At 65.9% G+C, this 18,632-nt stretch carries 14 protein-coding genes; 5 read left to right on the top strand and 9 right to left on the bottom strand.

The genetic code is table 11. The features are described from left to right. Positions 1-90: 90 nt before the first annotated feature. The 6 genes from AUL36_RS21685 to AUL36_RS21660 form a co-directional block, all read right to left on the bottom strand. Positions 91-408 (bottom strand): formate dehydrogenase subunit delta, encoded by a 318-nt coding sequence (locus tag AUL36_RS21685; protein WP_082656005.1) that lies wholly within the window; start codon positions 406-408, stop codon positions 91-93. Beyond that, positions 405-3,278, bottom strand: coding sequence for a formate dehydrogenase subunit alpha (gene fdhF / locus AUL36_RS21680; protein WP_062224171.1), 2,874 nt, complete (start codon positions 3,276-3,278; stop codon positions 405-407). Before fdhF ends, AUL36_RS21685 begins: the two co-directional genes overlap by 4 nt. A 13-nt stretch (positions 3,279-3,291) precedes the next feature. Beyond that, the gene (locus AUL36_RS21675; protein WP_062224169.1) at positions 3,292-4,869 is read right to left on the bottom strand and encodes a formate dehydrogenase beta subunit; all 1,578 of its coding nucleotides are present in this window, start codon (positions 4,867-4,869) and stop codon (positions 3,292-3,294) included. Next, a complete protein-coding gene (locus tag AUL36_RS21670; RefSeq protein ID WP_062224167.1) occupies positions 4,866-5,351 on the bottom strand; it encodes a formate dehydrogenase subunit gamma in 486 nt (161 codons plus the stop codon). The genes AUL36_RS21675 and AUL36_RS21670 overlap by 4 nt, the downstream gene beginning before the upstream one ends. 60 nt (positions 5,352-5,411) lie before the next feature. Beyond that, a complete protein-coding gene (locus AUL36_RS21665; protein ID WP_062224165.1) occupies positions 5,412-7,076 on the bottom strand; it encodes an OFA family MFS transporter in 1,665 nt (554 codons plus the stop codon). 121 nt (positions 7,077-7,197) lie between these two features. Then, complete coding sequence (locus AUL36_RS21660; RefSeq protein WP_062224163.1) at positions 7,198-8,127, bottom strand: LysR family transcriptional regulator; 930 nt, start codon at positions 8,125-8,127, stop codon at positions 7,198-7,200. 446 nt (positions 8,128-8,573) lie between these two features. Here AUL36_RS21660 and AUL36_RS21655 point away from each other — a divergent pair, with 446 nt between their 5' ends. The 5 genes from AUL36_RS21655 to efeO (AUL36_RS21635) all read left to right on the top strand — a co-directional run bounded on the left by AUL36_RS21655 (position 8,574) and on the right by efeO (AUL36_RS21635) (position 14,848). Continuing rightward, positions 8,574-10,487, top strand: coding sequence for a putative bifunctional diguanylate cyclase/phosphodiesterase (locus AUL36_RS21655; RefSeq protein WP_062224205.1), 1,914 nt, complete (start codon positions 8,574-8,576; stop codon positions 10,485-10,487). 161 nt (positions 10,488-10,648) lie between these two features. Then, on the top strand, positions 10,649-11,503 hold the full coding sequence (efeU, locus tag AUL36_RS21650; protein ID WP_062224161.1) for an iron uptake transporter permease EfeU: 855 nt from the start codon (positions 10,649-10,651) through the stop codon (positions 11,501-11,503). Next, positions 11,500-12,699, top strand: a complete 1,200-nt coding sequence (gene efeO / locus AUL36_RS21645) for an iron uptake system protein EfeO (RefSeq protein ID WP_062224159.1) — start codon at positions 11,500-11,502, stop codon at positions 12,697-12,699. Before efeU ends, efeO (AUL36_RS21645) begins: the two co-directional genes overlap by 4 nt. Further along, positions 12,696-14,015: an iron uptake transporter deferrochelatase/peroxidase subunit gene (gene efeB, locus AUL36_RS21640; protein ID WP_062224157.1), complete on the top strand. Its 1,320-nt coding sequence runs from the start codon at positions 12,696-12,698 to the stop codon at positions 14,013-14,015. The genes efeO (AUL36_RS21645) and efeB overlap by 4 nt, the downstream gene beginning before the upstream one ends. A 17-nt stretch (positions 14,016-14,032) precedes the next feature. Further along, on the top strand, positions 14,033-14,848 hold the full coding sequence (gene efeO / locus AUL36_RS21635) for an iron uptake system protein EfeO (RefSeq protein WP_062224156.1): 816 nt from the start codon (positions 14,033-14,035) through the stop codon (positions 14,846-14,848). Between the two features lie 122 nt (positions 14,849-14,970). On the opposite strand, the gene AUL36_RS21630 is transcribed toward efeO (AUL36_RS21635), so the two are convergent. The 3 genes from AUL36_RS21630 to AUL36_RS21620 form a co-directional block, all read right to left on the bottom strand. Then, positions 14,971-16,416 carry an FAD/NAD(P)-binding protein gene (locus AUL36_RS21630; RefSeq protein WP_062224154.1) on the bottom strand — a complete coding sequence of 482 codons (1,446 nt, stop codon included), beginning with the start codon at positions 16,414-16,416 and terminating at the stop codon, positions 14,971-14,973. Beyond that, a complete protein-coding gene (gene ssuD, locus AUL36_RS21625) occupies positions 16,413-17,588 on the bottom strand; it encodes an FMNH2-dependent alkanesulfonate monooxygenase (protein WP_062224152.1) in 1,176 nt (391 codons plus the stop codon). The genes AUL36_RS21630 and ssuD overlap by 4 nt, the downstream gene beginning before the upstream one ends. Positions 17,589-17,915: 327 nt before the next feature. Continuing rightward, positions 17,916-18,461 carry a flavin reductase family protein gene (locus AUL36_RS21620; protein WP_062224150.1) on the bottom strand — a complete coding sequence of 182 codons (546 nt, stop codon included), beginning with the start codon at positions 18,459-18,461 and terminating at the stop codon, positions 17,916-17,918. Between the last annotated feature and the right edge of the window lie 171 nt (positions 18,462-18,632).

Genomic DNA, 18,632 nt, shown 5'->3' with positions numbered 1-18,632 from the left:
GAAGGCTGCCTCCCCACAACGAGAAAGCCCCCGCCGAAGGACTTCGGCGGGGGCTTTCTTCTAAGCTCAGAGGCTTGAGGCTTTGCGCCGTCAGCCGGCGTCCGCGCCCGGCATGGTGCCGACGGAGATACCGCCGGCGGCTTCCAGTTTCTTGCGCGCGGCTTTGGGCGGGCGGGCGCGCAAGGATTCCAGACCTTCGCGGGCGAGCGGGCGCAGGCCTTGGCCACCCGCGTCCAGATGCCGGAAGATCATGTCACGCATCCGCGGCGTCCAGAAGGCCGCCACATGATCGGCGATCCCCAGAACGCCCGGTTCGTGCGCCTGGCTTTCGAAGAACTGTGCGACCTGATTGACCATGATGACGAGGCGCTCGGCCTCGCCGCCATGCTTTTCCTCCGCAGCGCTCATTCGGCAGGCTCCGCCTGGGCGACGCGGCGCGAGGTGGTGGCGAAGGTGTTGTAGCTCTCCTGCCAGTCCGAAGGCCCGTTGGAGGGCGAGACCTGCACCGCCGTCACCTTGTATTCCGGGCAGTTGGTGGCCCAGTCGGAATAGTCCGTCGTCACGACATTCGCTTGCGTCAGCGGATGGTGGAAGGTCGTGTAGACGACGCCCGGCGCGACGCGGGTCGTGATCTTCGCGCGCAGGGTGGTGTCGCCTGCCCGGCTCGCGACCTTGACGAAGGCCCCCTCGCGAATGCCACGCTCTTCGGCGTCATGCGGGTGGATCTCCAATAGATCCTCCTCATGCCACATCACGTTGTCGGTGCGCCGCGTCTGCGCGCCGACATTGTACTGCGACAGGATGCGGCCGGTGGTGAGCAGCAGCGGGAAGCGCGGGCCGACCTTCTCGTCGGTCGGCACATATTCGGTGACGACGAAGAGGCCCTTGCCGCGCACGAAGCCTTCCATGTGCATGAGCGGCGTGCCGAGCGGAGCCTTGTCGGTGACGGGCCACTGGAGGCTTTCCGTCTCCAATCGCTTGTAGGACACGCCCGCGAAGGTCGGGGTGAGCGCCGCGATCTCGTCCATGATCTCGCTCGGGTGCGCGTAGTTCATCGGGAAGCCGAGCGCGTTGGCGAGGAGCTGCGTGATCTCCCAGTCAGCATAGCCGTTTTTCGGCTTCATCACGCGGCGCACGCGCTGGATGCGGCGCTCGGCGTTGGTGAAGGTGCCGTCCTTTTCGAGGAAGGTCGAGCCCGGCAGGAAGACATGGGCATGAACGGCCGTCTCGTTCAGGAACAGGTCCTGCACAACCACGCATTCCATGGCCGCGAGGCCGGCCGTGACGTGGCGCGTGTTGGGATCGGACTGGAGGATGTCCTCGCCCTGGATGTAGATGCCCTTGAACTCGCCCTCGACGGCGGCGTCCAGCATGTTGGGAATGCGCATCCCCGGCTCGTCGTCCAGCTCGACACCCCACATGGTCTCGAACAGCGCGCGCGCCGTATCGTCCGACACGTGGCGATAGCCCGACAGTTCGTGCGGGAAGGAGCCCATGTCGCAGGCGCCCTGCACGTTGTTCTGGCCGCGCAGCGGGTTCACGCCCGCGCCCCGCACGCCGATATTGCCGGTGGCCATGGCAAGGTTCGCGATCGCCATGACGGTGGTGGAGCCTTGGGAGTGCTCCGTCACGCCGAGACCGTAGTAGATCGCGGCGCGACCGCCGGTGGCGTAGAGGCGGGCGGCGGCGCGAAGATCGTCGGCCGGCACGCGCGTCATCGGCTCCGTCGCTTCGGGCGAGCGCGAAGCGTCCGACACGAACTCGGCCCAGGCCTGGAATGCCTCCAGGTCGCAGCGCTCGCGCACGTAAGCTTCGTCCACCAGCCCTTCGGTCACAATCACATGCGCCATGGCGGTGAGCACGGCGACGTTGGTGCCGGGGCGCAGCGGCAGATGGTGCGCGGCCTCGACATGGGGCGTCTTCACGAGGTCGATGCGGCGCGGATCGATGACGATGAGTTCGGCACCCTCGCGCAGGCGCTTCTTCATGCGGCTGGCGAAGACCGGGTGGCCGTCGGTCGGGTTGGCGCCGATCACGAGGATGACGTCGGCTTCCTCGACGGAATCGAAGTCCTGCGTGCCCGCCGAGGTGCCGAGCGTCGTCTTCAGGCCGTAGCCGGTCGGCGAGTGGCAGACGCGGGCGCAGGTGTCGACATTGTTGTTGCCAAAGCCCGCGCGGATCAGCTTCTGGACGAGGAAGGTCTCTTCGTTCGTGCAGCGGGACGAGGTGATGCCGCCCACGGAATTGCGTCCGTATTTCGCCTGGATGCGGCGGAACTCGGAGGCCGTGTGAGCAATCGCCTCCTCCCATGAGACTTCGCGCCAGGGCTCGGACGTCGAGGCGCGGATCATCGGCGAGGTGATGCGTTCGCGATGGTTGGCGTAGCCATAGGCGAAGCGGCCCTTGACGCAGCTATGCCCGTGGTTGGCCTTGCCGTCCTTCCATGGCACCATGCGCACCAGTTCCTCGCCGCGCATCTCGGCCTTGAACGAGCAGCCGACGCCGCAATAGGCGCAGGTCGTGACCTTCGAGTGCTCCGGCACGCCCATTGCGACGACCGACTTCTCCATCAGTGTCGCGGTCGGGCAAGCCTGCACGCAGGCGCCGCAGGAGACGCATTCGGAGGAGAAGAAGTCCTGACCCTGGCTGGGCGACACGCGGCTGTCGAATCCTCGGCCGGCGATCGTCAGCGCGAAGGTGCCCTGCACCTCCTCGCAGGCCCGCACGCAGCGCGAGCAGACGATGCATTTCGACGGGTCATACTGGAAATAGGGGTTGGAGAGATCCTTCTCCATGAAGAGCGGGTTCGGGGCCCCATGCTCGTGAGCGTGAACATGGTTTTCGCCATGCTGGCCGTATCGGACCTCGCGAAGGCCGACTTCCCCGGCCGTGTCCTGCAATTCGCAGTCGCCATTGGCAGAGCAGGTCAGGCAGTCCAGTGGGTGGTCGGAGATGTAAAGCTCCATCACGCCCCGGCGCAGCTTCGCCAGCCGGTCGGTCTGCGTCTTCACCACCATGCCCTCGGCCACAAGCGTCGTGCAGGAGGCCGGCGTGCCGCGCATGCCTTCGACCTCGACGAGGCACATGCGGCAGGAGCCGAAGGGCTCGAGCGAGTCCGTCGCGCAGAGCTTGGGGATCTTGGTGCCCATCTCGGCCGCCGCGCGCATCAAGCTCGTGCCGATGGGGACGGAGATCGTCTCGCCGTCGATGGTCAGCGTTACCTGTTTGTCGGCGTGACGGGCGGGCGTGCCGTAGTCGGTTTCGGGAACGAGAGACATGGGGACGTCCTCCTTATTCCGCCGCCTGGAGCCCGGCCGGAAGGGGCTGAGCGTCGAGGTCGAAATCTTCGGGGAAATGGGTCATGGCGCTGGTGACGGGATAGGGCGTGAAACCGCCGAGCGCACAGAGCGAGCCGAACTTCATCGTGTCGCAGAGATCGGCGAGGAGCGTGAGTTCGGCACCGACCGGCTGGCGGGCCTCGCGTTTGGCGAGGATGCGGTCCACGGTCTCGACGCCCCGTACCGCACCGATGCGGCAGGGCGTGCACTTGCCGCAGCTTTCCGCCGCGCAGAACTCCATGGCGAAGCGCGCCATATGGGCCATGTCCACCGTGTCGTCGAAGACGGTGATGCCGCCATGGCCGATGAGGCCGTCGCGCTTGGTGAATTCCTCGTAGTCGAAGGGCGTGTCGAAGAGCGAAGGCGGAAAGTAGGCGCCGAGCGGGCCGCCGACCTGCACCGCGCGCACCGGCCGGCCCGAGGCCGTGCCGCCGCCGATCTCGTTGACGAGCTCGCCGAGTGTGATGCCGAAGGGCACCTCGACCAGGCCGCCATATTTCACGTTGCCGGCGAGTTGCACGGGCATGGTGCCGCGCGAGCGCCCGAGGCCGAGCCGCTCATAGGCTTCCGGGCCTTCGGCGAAGATCGCAGGCACGGCGGCGAGGGACAGGACGTTGTTGACGACCGTCGGCTTGCCGAACAGGCCCTTGAGCGCGGGCAGCGGAGGCTTGGCGCGCACGATGCCGCGCCTGCCCTCGATGGAGTTCAGAAGCGAGGTTTCCTCGCCGCAGACATAGGCCCCCGCGCCGACGCGCACTTCCATGTCGAAGGCGAGGCCGGAACCGCCCACCGATGCGCCCAGCCACCCGGCGCGCCGCGCGCCGAGGATGGCCTGTTCCATCGCCTCGATCGCGTGCGGATATTCGGAGCGGATATAGATATAGCCATAGGTCGCGCCGACCGAGACTCCGGCAATCGTCATGCCCTCGACCAGCCGGAACGGATCGCCTTCCATGGTCATCCGGTCGGCGAAGGTGCCGGAATCCCCCTCGTCGGCGTTGCAGACGATATATTTCTGGTCCGCCACAGCGCGGCGCACCGTGTCCCACTTGATGCCGGTCGGGAAGCCCGCGCCGCCGCGCCCGCGAAGGCCCGACGCCGAGACCGTCTTGACGCGCGCCTCGGCGTCCATGCCAAGGGCGGCCTTCAGGCCGCGCCAGCCGCCATGCGAAGCATAATCGCTTTCCGAGCGCGGATCGACCACACCGCAGAGCGCCATGGTGGAGCGGGTTTGGCGCGCCAGGAACGGGTGCTCTTCCGGCCGCCCGATGCGGAGCGGATGCGCGCCGCCGTCCAGAAACCCGGTGGCGAGAAGCGAGACGACGTCACCTGTGGTGACGGGGCCGTAGCCGATACGCCCGTTCGGTGTCTCGACTTCGACCAGCGGCTCCAGCCAGTGCATCCCACGCGAGCCCGTGCGCACGATCTCCAGCGCGTGCCCGGATGCGGCAAAGGCGGCGGCGACTTCGTCTGCCCCGACGGCGACGGCGGCCGCGTCGCGCGGCGCGAAGATGCGGATGGGCGCGCTCATCGGATCGCCTCCTCGATAATGGTGGTCAGTCGGTCTTCGCTCAAGCGGCCGTGGAGCTTGCCGTCCACCATGGCGGCGGGCGCGACGGAGCAAAGGCCGAGGCAATAGACCGGCTCCAGCGTCGCCGCGCCGTCGCCGGTGGTTGCGTCCATCGGCACGCCCAGAAGCCGTTCGGCAGCCGCCTGCAACCGGCGCCCGCCCGCCGCCTGACAGGCTTCGGCGGCACAGATCTTGACCACGGTACGCCCGGCCGGCTGGCGGCGGAAGTCGTGGTAGAAGGTGAGAACGCCGTGCACGTCCGCGCGCGACAGGTTCAGCGCCTCGGCGATTACGGGAACGGTGGCGTCGTCCACCATGCCGAACTCGCCCTGAATGTCGTGAAGGATCGGCAGGAGCGCGCCGGCCCGGTTCTGATGCGCGGCGATGATCTCATCGAGCCGTTCGCGGTCGAAGGGTGCGGAGCGCCGTGCGGAATCGAGCATGAAGGTCTCCCGAAAGAATGGAAGGCCGGCGCAGCGGAAGCGCGCCGGCCTGAATTGAGATTAGAAGAGGGCTGTCGCCTTCATGAGCGTGATGTAGACGCCCCAGAGAAGCGGCAGGCCAACGGCCAGCCAGGCGATCACGGCCGGGCCGCTGACGCCGCCGCGTCCGATGCCGTAGTCGCCGCCGACGCTTGCCGCAGCGGTCGAAGAGACGGTCGCAAGCTTCGGCTTGGCCCCGCCCTTGGCCTCCTGGCGCATCTGCCATTTCTCCGCCACCGGCCGCACCAGGAGGTTGGCCACGAAGCCCACCGCCAGAAGCGCCGCCATGGTGAAGAAGATCGGCTGATAGACCGCCTCGCGCGGCACGCCGGAGGCGATCCGCGCATCGCGGATATTGCCGGTGATGAGACCGCCGAAGATGCCTGCCAGCGACCAAGCCGTCAGGAGGCGTCCGTGGATCGCGCCGACGAACTTGGTGCCGAAGACGTCGGCGAGATAGGCCGGCACGGTGGCGAAGCCGCCGCCATACATGGAGGCGATCACGCAGAAGGACGCGACGAAGACGAACAGCAGGCGGCTTGACGCTGCGAAGGGGATCAGCGCGGCATAGAGCGCGATGCCGAGCGCCAGGATCACCGCATACATGGTCTTGCGGCCGAGCTTGTCGGAGAAGGACGCCCAGAAGAAGCGCCCGCCGATATTGAACAGCGAGACAAGGCCGACGAAGCCGGCGCCGACGGCGGCCGCGGCCGTGCGCTGCTCGGGGGTGAAGTTCAGGAAGGCGACGCCGTCCGCGCCGATCAACCGGCCGCCGAAGATTTCCTGCAGCATGGGCGAGGCGACGCCGATCAGGCCGATCGAAGCCGTCACGTTGAGGAGGAGCACGGTCCAGATCAGCCAGAACTGCGGGGTCTTGTGCGCGTCCTTGAGGTGCACGTCGCCGGTCGCGATCATGCGGTTGCCGGTGGCCGCCGGCGGTGTCCACCCTGCCGGACGCCAATTCTCAGGGGGTACGCGGTAACCGAGCGCGCCGGCCACCATGAAGACGAAGTAGCCGGCCGCGAGCACCAGGAACGTCTGCCAGACGCCGACCCCCTGGGCGGTCGCGAAATGGCGCATCAGCATGTCGGCGAGCGGCGAGCCGATCATCGCGCCGCCGCCAAAGCCCATGATGGCCATGCCGGTCGCCATGCCGCGCCGGTCGGGAAACCATTTGATGAGGGTCGAGACGGGCGAGATATAGCCGAGGCCAAGCCCGACGCCGCCGATAATGCCGGAGCCCAGCCACATCAGCCAGAGCTGGTGCACATAGATGCCAAGGGCCGAGATCACCATGCCGCCGCACCAGCAGAGGGCAGCTACGAGGCCCGCTTTGCGCGGACCCGCCCGCTCCAGCCAACCGCCCCAGATGGCGGCGGAGGCGCCGAGCACGACGAAGAAGAGCGTGTACATCCAGAGAAGGTCCGACACGCGCCAGTCGCACGTTGTCGTGAACAGGGCGGAGCCGAGCGTCATGCCCTCGCAGGCGACGGCTTGGCTGACGCCGATGGCGCGCGACAAGGGCAGCCAGAACACCGAGAAGCCATAGGCCATGCCGATGCACAGATGGATGGCGAGCGCGCAGGGCGGGATCAGCCAGCGGTTGAATCCGGCTTTCGCGACCGTGTTTTCCCGGTCGAGAAAGCCCGTTCCAGGCGGGCGGGCGGCTTGGGTCGTTGAACTCATCTCTTCCCCCAATTGCGAGGCTTACGGTGATCACACCGCGCCCCTTCTTATCCCGTGAGGGTTGAGGGAAATTTGGAACGAGTCAAATCTGGATGGATCAATCAATGATAGAGGAAATCTATCACGAGACCGGTTCATCCGAGTTTCGAAGGGACTCGATCCGCTTGCGGAATTCCACCGACCGCACGCAGGTGAGAACGGCCCGCGTCAGCGGCGACATGGGATGACGATCGAGCACGACGAGACCGACGGCCTGCGGCGGCGACGGGTCGTCGAAGGGCAGGATCAGGATGCTCGGATCGCGCGCGGCGGTTCCCGCCTGGGGATGGGGCAGGATCGAGGACAACTCGCCCATGCCCACAAACGACAAAAGCGCGGCGTAGGAATTGGCCGTGGCGCGCGGGCGCGGCTCCATGCCGACGCGCTCCATCTGCGCGTCGAGAATGCGCCGGTTCTGCATATCTCGTGTCAGGAGGCAGAGCGGCGCTGCGGCAGCTTCCGCCCAGGTGATGGACGTGCGGCCCGCAAAGGGGCCTTTCGCGGGGGTCGCGAAGCGATAATGTTCCTCGTAGAAGGTCCAGCTGATCACGCCCGACAAGGGTTCGTTATCGAGATAGGTGATGCCGCCTTCGATGTCGTGTGCGTGAAGCGCGCGCTCGATCTCGCGCGAGGTCATGGACAGGACGACCAGCTGCAATTCGGGATGCTCGGCCGCGAGCACCGGGGCGATGGCGCCGACCGCCGGCATGGCGGCGGGGATGACGCCGAGCCGAACACGCCCCGTCAGCCCGATGCCGGGCCGCCCGGCCGCCCGCAGCAGGCTGTCGAAGTCATGAAGCATCTGCTGCGCCCAGGGCAGCGCGGCCTCGCCCTCCTCCGTCAGGCCGACGAAGCGTCGGTCCCGCCGCACGAGCTCCACACCCATCGTCGTCTCCAGCGAGCCGATGCCGGCCGAGAGCGTGGGTTGCGACACGCCGCAGCTTTCGGCGGCGCGCCGGAAATGCCCGACCCGCGCCAGCGTCACGAAATAGCGGAGATGGCGGATCTGCATGGACGGGCCTGCGATGGGTTCACGGTCGGGAACTGAGCGCTGTGGCGGGGGCGTTCATACCCATCGAACGCCTGTGAGCGTCGGCGACCCAAGACGGCGATGCTGGCGCGCTGCTCCCGCGACGGCCCCTTGATCGCTTGTTTCGATCACAGACTAGCGAGTGTCCGGCATCGGGGCAATGCGGGTCGCGCCCGCCGCCACAGCGGCAAACGGTCGGCGATGGTGCCGGCCGGTTTCGCAAACATGTCAGTCCGCTACGGATTTTCCGCTACGTCACCCGTCCGTGAACGGGAAATTCGTGAATCCAAACTAGGGTTGGCGACGCAAGGGAGCGTTGGCGCCCGATGCCGAACGAGGGCGAACCTCGAACGGCTCGGGCTTTGGACGCCAAGTCCGTCGGACCAAGTGGAAGCCAAGTGATGGTGTTGAAATCCTTCGGGGATTGGTTGACCCTTCGATCCGTGGACCCGGCTCTCGCTTCGGCCCAGCTGAAGGAGCTTCGGCGGCAAATTCCGCTTCTCTACGCTCTGCTCACCGTGAATGCGCTGATCGTTTCCTACACGCATTACGCTATTGCGCCTGTCTGGATGACCGTCTGGGTGCCGATGGCGCTGGTTTTCGTCTGCATGGTGCGGCTGGCGAGCTGGGTGCGTCCGCATCGACAGGTCATCGATGGGGCCGAAGCGATCCGCGCCCTGCGCCGAACGACGATTTTGGCGTGCCTTCTGGCGATGACCTATATCGCATGGTCGCTGGAACTGGGGCGCTACGGAGATGTCCGGCAGGAGGCCCATGTCGCCATCTTCATCGCCATCACGGTGATCGGCTGCATCTTCTGTTTGATGCATCTTCCGCAGGCGGCCTTGGGCGTCACGGCCATCGTCACGCTGCCTTATCTCATCTTCTACTCGTCGGGGAACGATGCGGTTTATACCGCGATCGGCATCAACATCTTTCTCGTCACGGTGGTGCTGATCCGGGTTCTATTGAACAGTTTCGACGGGTTCCGAAAACTGATCCGAACCCAGGCGGAAACTGAGCGGCTGAACGGCGAAATCACCAAGCTGGCTCATACCGACATGCTGACCGGTCTGCCAAACCGGCGGCTTTTCTTCGCGGAAGCGGACGCGCGTATCGCGCGCTGCCGAAATTCGGACCAGGATCTGGCCGTCGGCGTGATCGATCTCGATCGCTTCAAGGCGGCGAACGACACGTTCGGCCATCTTTTGGGAGACCAGATATTGGAGGCGGTCGGCCAGCGCCTGCAAATCGTGTTCGAAACGCATGGGATGGTGGCGCGTCTGGGCGGGGACGAGTTCGCCTTCGTGGTCGAGGGAAGCCCCGAGCACGCGCTTTTCGTCGCCACCCGCGCCTGCGAAAGCCTGTCTCAGCCATTTCATCTGGGCGACATCATCGTTTCCATCGGCGCGTCCTGCGGGCTGGCCATGAGGCGCGATGTGGAGGGCAATTCTCGCGCCCTCTATGATGGCGCCGACTACGCGCTCTACACCGCCAAGAATCAGCGGCGTGGCTTCGCCATTCTGTATTCGCCAGAGCATGAGAGGCGCATCCGCTCGGAGCGCGCGGTGGAAGCAGCCCTTCAACTGGCCGATCTCGAAGCGGAGATGGAGGTTCATCTCCAGCCCATCGCCTGCATCGCCACCGAATCCCTCAAAGCCGTGGAGGCGCTGGCGCGCTGGACCAGCCCGCATCTGGGGCGGGTCGGACCCGATGTCTTCATTCCATCGGCCGAGCGGGCCGGGATGATCCATCGCCTGACGCTGACGCTTCTGGGCAAAGCCCTCGCCTGCCTCGATCAGCTTCCCGCCGACATCAGGCTGTCCTTCAACCTGTCGGCGCATGACATCACCAATCGCGAAACGGTGCTGAGCATCATGTCGCTCGTGCGGCGCTCCAAGATCGTCCCCTCGCGCCTGATCGTCGAGCTGACCGAAACGGCGGTGCTGCGCGATTTCGAGGCAGCCGAGGCCTCGGTGCGATTGCTGCATTCGCTGGGGATTCAGATCGCGCTCGACGATTTCGGCACGGGCCAGTCGAGCCTGAGCTATCTCCGCCAATTACCGATCGACAAGGTGAAGATCGATCGCAGCTTCATGGCGGGCGCCAAGGACGGAAAGGGACGGGAAATCCTGTCCGCCATCATCGCCTTCTGCGAATCGATGCGGATGCAGTGCGTGGCGGAGGGCGTCGAGACCGTGACGCAACTGCGTTTCCTGAAGGCGGTCGGCTGCAACGACTTCCAGGGCTATCTCTTGGCCAAACCCATGCCGCTCGGCGATTTGCTGGTCTGGATCGAAGACCACAACCAATCGTCCCGCCGGCTGATCCATGGCGGATGAAAGCCCGAGATCGCTCGGGTTGGTCGCATTGCGGACCCCGACAACCGCCGGGCAAACTTGGAACGGTTCCAGAACATAGTTATTGCTGACACTTTCGTGAAGGATTAAGGAGGTCGGGCGGGCTCAGCCCGAGATGTCCTCGAATTCACCGGGTTCCAGCCATGCTCGTCCCGTTTCTCATCATGCTCCGCGAGGGGCTTGAAGCTGCCCTGATCGTCGGAATCGTAGCCGGCTATCTATCTCGAAGCGGTCGCGGCGACTGGATGCCGGCCGTGTGGATCGGAATTTTTCTGGCCGTCGCGCTGGCGCTCTTCACGGGCGCGGGGCTGCAGTTGGCGAGCGCGGAATTTCCGCAACGCACGCAGGAATTGTTCGAGTCCGGCGTCGGCTTCGTCGCCGTCATTATCCTGACATCCATGGTGCTCTGGATGCGCCGCGCGGCGCGCTCGCTGAAAGCCGAGCTGCAAGGCTCGATCGACGCGGCCCTGTCGGGTTCGCGCGGCAAGGGTCTGGCGCTGGTCGGGCTCGTCTTCTTCGCCGTGGCGCGCGAAGGCCTGGAGTCGGTGTTCTTCCTCCTGGCGATTTTCCAGCAGAGCCCTGGCGCGTCGGGCCCGCTCGGCGCCTTGCTGGGGCTCTTCGTCTCGGCGCTCCTGGGATACGGCATTTATATCGGCGGCGTCCGACTGGATCTCGGGCGCTTCTTCCGCTGGACGGGTGTGTTCATTCTCTTCGTCGCGGCCGGGCTTCTCGCGGGTGCCTTGCGCCATCTTCATGAAGCCGGGCTCTGGAACCACCTTCAAACCGTCGCCTTCGATCTCAGCCCGGTTTTGCCGACCGATGGGTTGGTGGGAAGCGTCTTGTCCGGTCTGTTCGGCTATATGGCGGACCCGACGATCGGTGAGCTTCTGGCCTATGTCGCCTATCTCGTGGTGACCCTGCCGCTGTTCCTGAAGCCGGCGACGCCCCGGCCCGCCGCCGGGCCGTCGATGCTTCGCCGCGCGGGAAACGTGCGATGAGCGCGCCGTCCCCTCGGTCCGTCGGTTCGAACCGCCTTCTCAAGTGGGGCGCGGCAGGGTCCGGGCTTCTGATGCTGGCGGGGCTGGGAGCCTTTGCCTATGCCTCGAATGTCGCGGCGGGCCGCGCGTCGGGCAGCGGGGCGATCACCGTCACCTTACGCGACAACCGATGCGAGCCCGGCGAGTTGCGCGTTCCCGAAGGCCGATCGACCTTTCGCATCGTGAACCAGACGGATCGCGCCGTGGAATGGGAAATTCTCGATGGCGTGATGGTGCTGGAAGAGCGTGAGAATATCGCGCCCGGCCTGTCGCAGACGCTCGGTGCCAAGCTTCGCCCCGGCGAATATGAGATCACCTGCGGCCTCCTCTCCAACCCACGCGGCAAGCTGATCGTCTCGCCCTCGCAGGCGGGTCAGGATGGTGAAGCCGAGCGTCCAGCACTGACCGCCTTCATCGGTCCGCTTGCGGAATATCAGGTTTATCTGGCGCTCCAGTCCAACAAGCTGGTGCGCGAAGTCGGCGCACTGAACGACGCCATCCAGGCCGGCGATCTCGAAAAGGCGCGCGCGCTCTATGCGCCTGCGCGTGCCCCCTACGACACGCTCACCCCGGTCATGCCTCATCTGTCAGATCTCGCCAACGCGATCGATCCGCTGCCAGCCTATCTCGCCGGGCGTGAGAAGGACCCGGGCTTCACCGGCTTTCACAAGCTGGAGCATGGGCTCTTCGCCGCTCAGAGTCTGGATGGTCTCGCGCCGGTCTCGGCGAAGCTGCTGGCCGATGTCGAGGCGCTGCGCGGCCGGCTGCGCGCTTTGCGGCTGATGCCGGAGGATATGGGCGATGGGGCCGCGCGCGCCCTGCGTGTGATGGCCGATGCCCTGTCCACGGGCGGGACCGAACTTTATGCCGGAACGGATCTGGCCGACATCGAAGCGCGGCTGGCGGGCGTCGCGAAGATCATCGCGCTTCTGAAGCCGGTCGCCGGCGAGGCCGCGCCCGCGCCCCTTGCCGCTGTGGAGGCCAAGCTTGCCGCTGTGGAGGGTCAGCTTTCGGCGCTGCGAAAGCCGGGCGGCGATCCCGCTTTCGACGCTCTGCCGCAGACGCAGAAGACCGCCCTGTCGGACGGGGTCAACGCCCTCGAACAAACGATGGAAACGCTCAACGAAAAGGTTGGGTTTGGTCAGGACAACGTATGATGGATCGGGAAAAGCCAGTCGAGAACGGGTTCGTCACCAACCGGCGTCGGCTTCTGGCCGGGCTGGCGGGAGGCGCGGCCGCTGCCGCCACGTTCCACCCCGCCCATGCCGCGAGCCAGAGCCGCGACACGCAGGACAATCAGGTCGCGGAAGCGCCGCAGAGCGACACAGCGCGCGAAGCGCAGCCCTTTCACGGTCGACATCAGAGCGGCATCGTCACGCCTCGGCCGGCAGCCGGCATGGTCGTGTCCTTCGACACGCTGGCGCAGAACCCGGAGGATGTCGAGCGTCTCCTGCGCGGCCTGACGGAGCGGTTTCGCTTTTTGATGGCGGGCGGTCCGGTGCCCGAACTCGACCCCAAGCTGCCGCCGGCCGATTCCGGCATTCTGGGCCCGGTCGTGCCACCCGACAATCTCACTATGACCCTGTCGCTCGGCTCGTCCTTCTTCGATGACCGGCCTTGGCTGACGCCGGCCAAGCCCCGCCGTCTCCAGCGCATGACGCAGTTCAAGAACGACGCGCTGGTGGCCGATCTCTGCCATGGCGATCTCACCGTGCAGATTTGCGCCAACACGCCGGACGCCACGATCCACGCCCTGCGCGATCTCATCAAGACCCTCCCCGACCTGCTTCTGGTGCGCTGGAAGCAGGAGGGCACCCTGCCGATCCTGCCGCCGAGCCCCAAGGGCGTACATGAAAGCGCGCGAAACTTTCTCGGCTTTCGCGACGGCTCGGCCAATCCGAACTCGCACGATGGCGACGTGATGAACCGCGTCGTCTGGGTGGGCGAGGACGATGACGAGCCCGGATGGGCGCACGATGGCACCTATCAGGCGGTGCGCATCATCCGCAATTTCGTGGAGCGCTGGGACCGCACGCCGCTGGGCGAGCAGGAGGCGATCTTCGGCCGGCACAAGGCCAGCGGCGCGCCGCTGAGTGGGGGTACGAGCGAGCACGACGTGCCCGACTATGCCAAGGACCCGAAGGGCGAGCTCACCCCGCTCGACGCCCATATCCGCCTCGCCAATCCGCGCACGCCGCAGACGCAGAAGAGCCTGATGCTGCGCCGGCCCTTCAACTATTCGAACGGCGTGACGAAGAACGGGCAGCTCGACCAGGGGCTTCTGTTCATCGCCTATCAGGCCGATCTCGAACGCAGCTTCATCACTGTTCAGTCTCGCCTCGATGGCGAGCCTTTGGAAGAATACATCAAGCCGATCGGCGGCGGATATTTCTTCACTCTGCCCGGCGTGCGGGACGAGGCGGACTTCTTGGGCCGCTCGCTGCTTCAAGCGGCAACCCAGCTCAAATCCTAACGGAGACCTTGAAACCGATGACGTCTTTTCTCCTGCGCGGCGTGGCGCTGGCCGCTCTCCTTGCGACTCCCGCTTTTGCCAAAGTCTCGCCGCTCGACATCGTGCAGCCCGTCGTCGACTACAAGATCTACGTGTCGGAGAAGCTGGAGCAGCTGACCAAGGACACGAAGGCCTTCACCGACGCGGTGAAGGCGGGCGATCTGGAGAAGGCCAAGTCCCTGTTTGCGCCGACGCGCATGAGCTACGAGGCGGTGGAGCCGATCGCCGAACTCTTCAGCGATCTTGATGCCTCGATCGATTCGCGCGCGGACGACCATGAGAAGCGCGAGCAGGACCCCGGCTTCACCGGCTTCCATCGCATCGAATATGGCCTGTTCGAGAAGAACTCGACTGAGGGTCTTGGCCCGGTCGCGGACAAGCTGATGGCTGATGTCACCGATCTCGACAAGCGGATCGCGAGCCTCGCCCTGCCACCGGAAAAGGTCGTGGGCGGTGCCGCCGCCCTGATGGAGGAAGTGGCGGCGACCAAGATTTCCGGCGAGGAAGACCGTTACAGCCACACCGATCTCTGGGACTTCAAAGCCAATTTCGACGGCTCGAAGAAGATCTACGATCTCGTCCGCCCCCTGATCGCGAAGGACGATGCCGGTTTCGTCAAAAAGGTCGATGACAGTTTCGCCACGGTCGACACCACGCTCGCCAAATACCGCACGGCGAATGGCTACGAGACCTATGACAAGCTGACGGACGGCGACCGCAAGATCCTATCCGCCAATGTCAACGTCCTGGCCGAAGAACTCTCCACCCTGCGTGGCAAGCTCGGGCTGAACTGAGTTCGAGTCCGATCGGATCGCCGGCGCATCTGATGCCGGCGGTGCCTCTTGTGCAAAAGGCCTGCCGTATGAAGCGACAGGCCTTTTGCATCTCGAAGTATTCATAGCGCTTTTCGCAGCGCTTATGCGCTCCGGCGGCGAGAACCAGCTTCGACATGAGGGTTCGCGAATTCACGGCGCGAGAGTTCATGCGCCAGCGTTTCGGAAAGATGTTCCGCATAAGCGGTCACCTGCGGAAGGCCCATCAATTCGCCGAATGTTCCGCGCGCCAGCGGGCCGGCGATGTAAAGGCCCTCCACCGGCTCGCCGTTCGAACCAAGGGCCGATCCATCCGATGCCGTCGCAAGCCCGAGGCCGACGCGGTCGAGGGTAATGAAGCCCGCCTGATGCAGCGAGCGCGCGGGCTCCGCTGCAATGACCGAACGATGGGCCGGACCCGTCGTGTTGATGATCACGTCGAAGCGCTGGGTTTCGACCTCAACCGAGCGGCGGGGGCGCAGTTTTACGTCGAACCCATCCGCCACTGCTTCTGCGCCGTTCAACGTCGCCGCGACCCGGCGAAGGCGGCCGTCCTGTTCCAAGCGCTCCAGCGTGGCTTCGACCTCGGGCGCGATGCGGAAGCGATGGACGTCCCAGATCGTTCGGAGATGGCGCACGATGCGAGCTCGCTCAGGCTCCGGCAGCCCTTGCCAGATCACTTGCCCCTGCGAGCGAACGGCGTCGAGAACCCCGTGCCACGACAGGCCCTCGCGCCCCGCCGCCTCGATTTCGCGCCGGATGCGCCCGAGCAGCGACACGGCGCTGGTTTCGGGATCGCTGGTAAAATCGCCGCGCGCTTCGACCGGCGCGGGCGCGTGGCCGCGCGAGCGCAACCCGTTGCGCGACAGCGTGACGATCGATCCGCGATGGCCGAGCCGGTCGAGCGTCGCGACCATATCGGCCGAGGTCAGCCCATTGCCCACAATGAGCACGCGCGCCTTGTCGGGCACGGCGGCCAGCGCCGCGGGATCATAGGGATCGGCGAGGAAGCCTTTCGCCTGCGCCACACGCGCCAAGGGCGACGGGACGGCCGGCAGGGGATGGGTCGTCGCCAGCGCCAAGATATCGGCCGTCAGCTCCACCGTGTCGCTCAGCTGGATGCGGAAGCGGCCGTCCGTTTCTCGCGTGATGCGCTCGGCCCTCGCGCGACAATGCTCGATCCGCCCTGCCCTCACGAGCGGCGTCAACGCTTCATGGACATAGCGGCCGAACAGGCCGCGCTGGGCGTAGACATCGCTCGCCGCGCGCTCTCCGTTTTCCAGAAGGCGCGCGCCCTCCAGCCAGCGGGCGAACTGATCCGGCTCGGCCGTGTCGAGGCTCATGCGCCCGGCCGGCACGTTGATGCGGTGACTGGGCTCCGCGCTGGAATAGGCAAGGCCGGCGCCGAGCCGTTCGCGCGGTTCCACGACGATGATGCGCGCGCCCGCGCTGTCCCGCCGGCGCGCCAGATGGTAAGCGAGCGCCGCGCCGGAAAATCCGCCGCCGATGATCGCCACGACCGGCGGGTGCTCGGCTGGACGCCGTGTCACGACTGGCTGGCGAGGCGCGCGACGGGGCGGCGGTCTCCCGCGATCGACTCGCCGAAGGGCCCCGTATTGATGTCGCTGCCCGCGCGTTTCACCGGGTGCGCCAGCGGCAGGTTCGGCAGGACGAGTTCGCCGAAGCGGTAGGCTTCCTCCAGATGCGGATAGCCCGACAGAATGAACGTATCGATGCCCAGTCGGCGATATTCGTCGATGCGCTCGGCCACCGTCTCGGGATCGCCCACCAGGGCCGTGCCCGCGCCGCCGCGCACCAGCCCGACACCGGCCCAGAGATTGGGGCTGACCTCCAGCTTGTCGCGCCGCCCGCCATGCAACTGGCTCATGCGGGACTGGCCAACCGAATCCATGCGCGCGAAGACCTTCTGCGCCTCGGCGATCGTGTGATCGTCGAGACGGCTGATCAACTCGTCCGCCGCCGCCCAAGCCTTTTCGTTGGTTTCGCGCACGATCACATGAAGGCGGATGCCGAAGGAGACCTGACGCCCGCGCGCCCGCGCCAGAGCGCGCACCGTGTCCAGCTTCTCGGCGACGAGCGCGGGCGGCTCGCCCCAGGTGAGATATTTGTCGATCTCGCCGGCCGCGACCTCGTTGGCGGCCTCCGACGAACCGCCGAAATAAAGCGGGGGATAGGGCGACTGGACCGGCGGGAAGAGAAGGCGGCCATCCTCGATGGTGAAGTGCTTGCCGCTGTGCTCCACCGTCTCGCCCGACAGAACGCGCTTGTATATCTGCAGGAACTCGCGCGTCACCTCATAGCGTTCGGCATGCGACAGGAAGATGCCGTCGCCCTTGTTCTCCTGCGGATCGCCGCCCGTCACCACATTGATCAGCAGGCGACCGTTGGAGATGCGATCGAGCGTCGCGGTCATGCGCGCGGCGAGCGTCGGCGATTGCAGGCCAGGGCGCACCGCCACAAGGAAGCGGAGCTTCTCGGTGAGCGGAGCCAGCGCGGACGCGACCACCCAGCTATCCTCGCAGGAGCGCCCGGTCGGCAGGAGAACCCCGTAATAGCCGAGCTGGTCGGCGGCCTGCGCCACTTGGCGCAGATACGGCAAATCGACGGCGCGCCCGCCCTCGCTGGTGCCGAGATAGCGGCTGTCGCCATGGGTCGGCAGGAACCAGAGGACGTTGATCTTGTCGGGCGTATGGAAGGACATGAAGGGGGTCCTGAAAGGATGGCGGGGGACGACGGGTCGAGCGTGATGGCGGTTGGCAACGGGCGCTTGCGTTGAACGAGGGTGCGCTGGGAATGGCGCTCGCCATTCCTCGTTGCGCCTCGAGCGACGTCGAACTGGATGCGTTGGACAGGCTTCGAAGCGTTTGGAGGGGCGTCGTCGCAGAAAACGAGGCCCCAGCGAGTTCAAAGAGCCGTGAGACCCGCCTAGAGCATTTCCAGCGAAAGCCGAGTCGGCTTTTGCGCCCGGACAATGCGAGAACAAAAACCCTAGAGCGTTTCTAGCGAACCTATGTTCGCCGGAAACGCTCTAGTCGCCGTGATGAACGCGGGCGTAGCGGCCGTGGCTATAGACCAGCGGCTGACCGCCGGACACGATCACGCCCCGCACCGCCCCGAGAATGAGCGCGTGGCTGTGGCGCTCGATAATCTCGTCCACCTCGCAATCCACCGAAGCCAGGGCGCCAGCCAGCACGCCCGCGCCCGTTTCCAGCGTGGACCAATCCGCCCCGAGATAGCGATCGGCCCCCTTCACGCCGCCGCGCCCGGCGAAGCGATCGGCGATCTCCTGCTGATCGTCGGCCAGAAGATTGACGCAGAAATGCCCGAAGCGGCGGATCACCGGCCAAGTCGAGGAGGAGAGATTGATCGAGACGACCATGGTCTCCGGCTCGACCGAAAGCGAATGCGCGCTGGTGACGGTCGCCCCCGTGCGCTCGTCGCCGATGCCGGCCGTGACAACGGATACAGCACCCGCCAGATGGCGCATGGCGTCTTTCAACTGCGGCCCGTCCGTCGGCAGCGAGGCGAGCGAGGCCGGCACATGACGGCGGGTCGGCAAGGAAGTCAGAGACATGGCGGCATCCCGATTTTGAACCATGCGGATGGCCACAGATTAGACCGTGCCGAGCGGCCTGTGGGACAAATAATATACCAAATTAATGGATTATGGAGAACGATCCCGTCGTCTCGGAGGCGCGCCGTAGCATTGCGACACTCCCGCGCCGCCTGGGGTCCATCAGGGTCT

The organism is Aureimonas sp. D3, from assembly GCF_001463805.1.
GTDB classification, from domain to species: domain Bacteria; phylum Pseudomonadota; class Alphaproteobacteria; order Rhizobiales; family Rhizobiaceae; genus Aureimonas; species Aureimonas ureilytica_A.
This window is presented reverse-complemented; position numbering and strand designations above follow the sequence as displayed.

Excerpts from the sequence above, each read along its gene's own strand:
- AUL36_RS21675 (WP_062224169.1), bottom strand. The coding sequence starts at position 4,869 with ATGAGCGCGCCCATCCGCATCTTCGCGCCGCGCGACGCGGCCGCCGTC.
- AUL36_RS21665 (WP_062224165.1), bottom strand. The coding sequence starts at position 7,076 with ATGAGTTCAACGACCCAAGCCGCCCGCCCGCCTGGAACGGGCTTTCTC.
- fdhF (WP_062224171.1), bottom strand. The coding sequence starts at position 3,278 with ATGTCTCTCGTTCCCGAAACCGACTACGGCACGCCCGCCCGTCACGCC.
- efeU (WP_062224161.1), top strand. The coding sequence starts at position 10,649 with ATGCTCGTCCCGTTTCTCATCATGCTCCGCGAGGGGCTTGAAGCTGCC.
- AUL36_RS21685 (WP_082656005.1), bottom strand. The coding sequence starts at position 408 with ATGAGCGCTGCGGAGGAAAAGCATGGCGGCGAGGCCGAGCGCCTCGTC.
- AUL36_RS21670 (WP_062224167.1), bottom strand. The coding sequence starts at position 5,351 with ATGCTCGATTCCGCACGGCGCTCCGCACCCTTCGACCGCGAACGGCTC.
- efeO (WP_062224156.1), top strand. The coding sequence starts at position 14,033 with ATGACGTCTTTTCTCCTGCGCGGCGTGGCGCTGGCCGCTCTCCTTGCG.
- efeB (WP_062224157.1), top strand. The coding sequence starts at position 12,696 with ATGATGGATCGGGAAAAGCCAGTCGAGAACGGGTTCGTCACCAACCGG.
- AUL36_RS21620 (WP_062224150.1), bottom strand. The coding sequence starts at position 18,461 with ATGTCTCTGACTTCCTTGCCGACCCGCCGTCATGTGCCGGCCTCGCTC.
- efeO (WP_062224159.1), top strand. The coding sequence starts at position 11,500 with ATGAGCGCGCCGTCCCCTCGGTCCGTCGGTTCGAACCGCCTTCTCAAG.
- ssuD (WP_062224152.1), bottom strand. The coding sequence starts at position 17,588 with ATGTCCTTCCATACGCCCGACAAGATCAACGTCCTCTGGTTCCTGCCG.
- AUL36_RS21660 (WP_062224163.1), bottom strand. The coding sequence starts at position 8,127 with ATGCAGATCCGCCATCTCCGCTATTTCGTGACGCTGGCGCGGGTCGGG.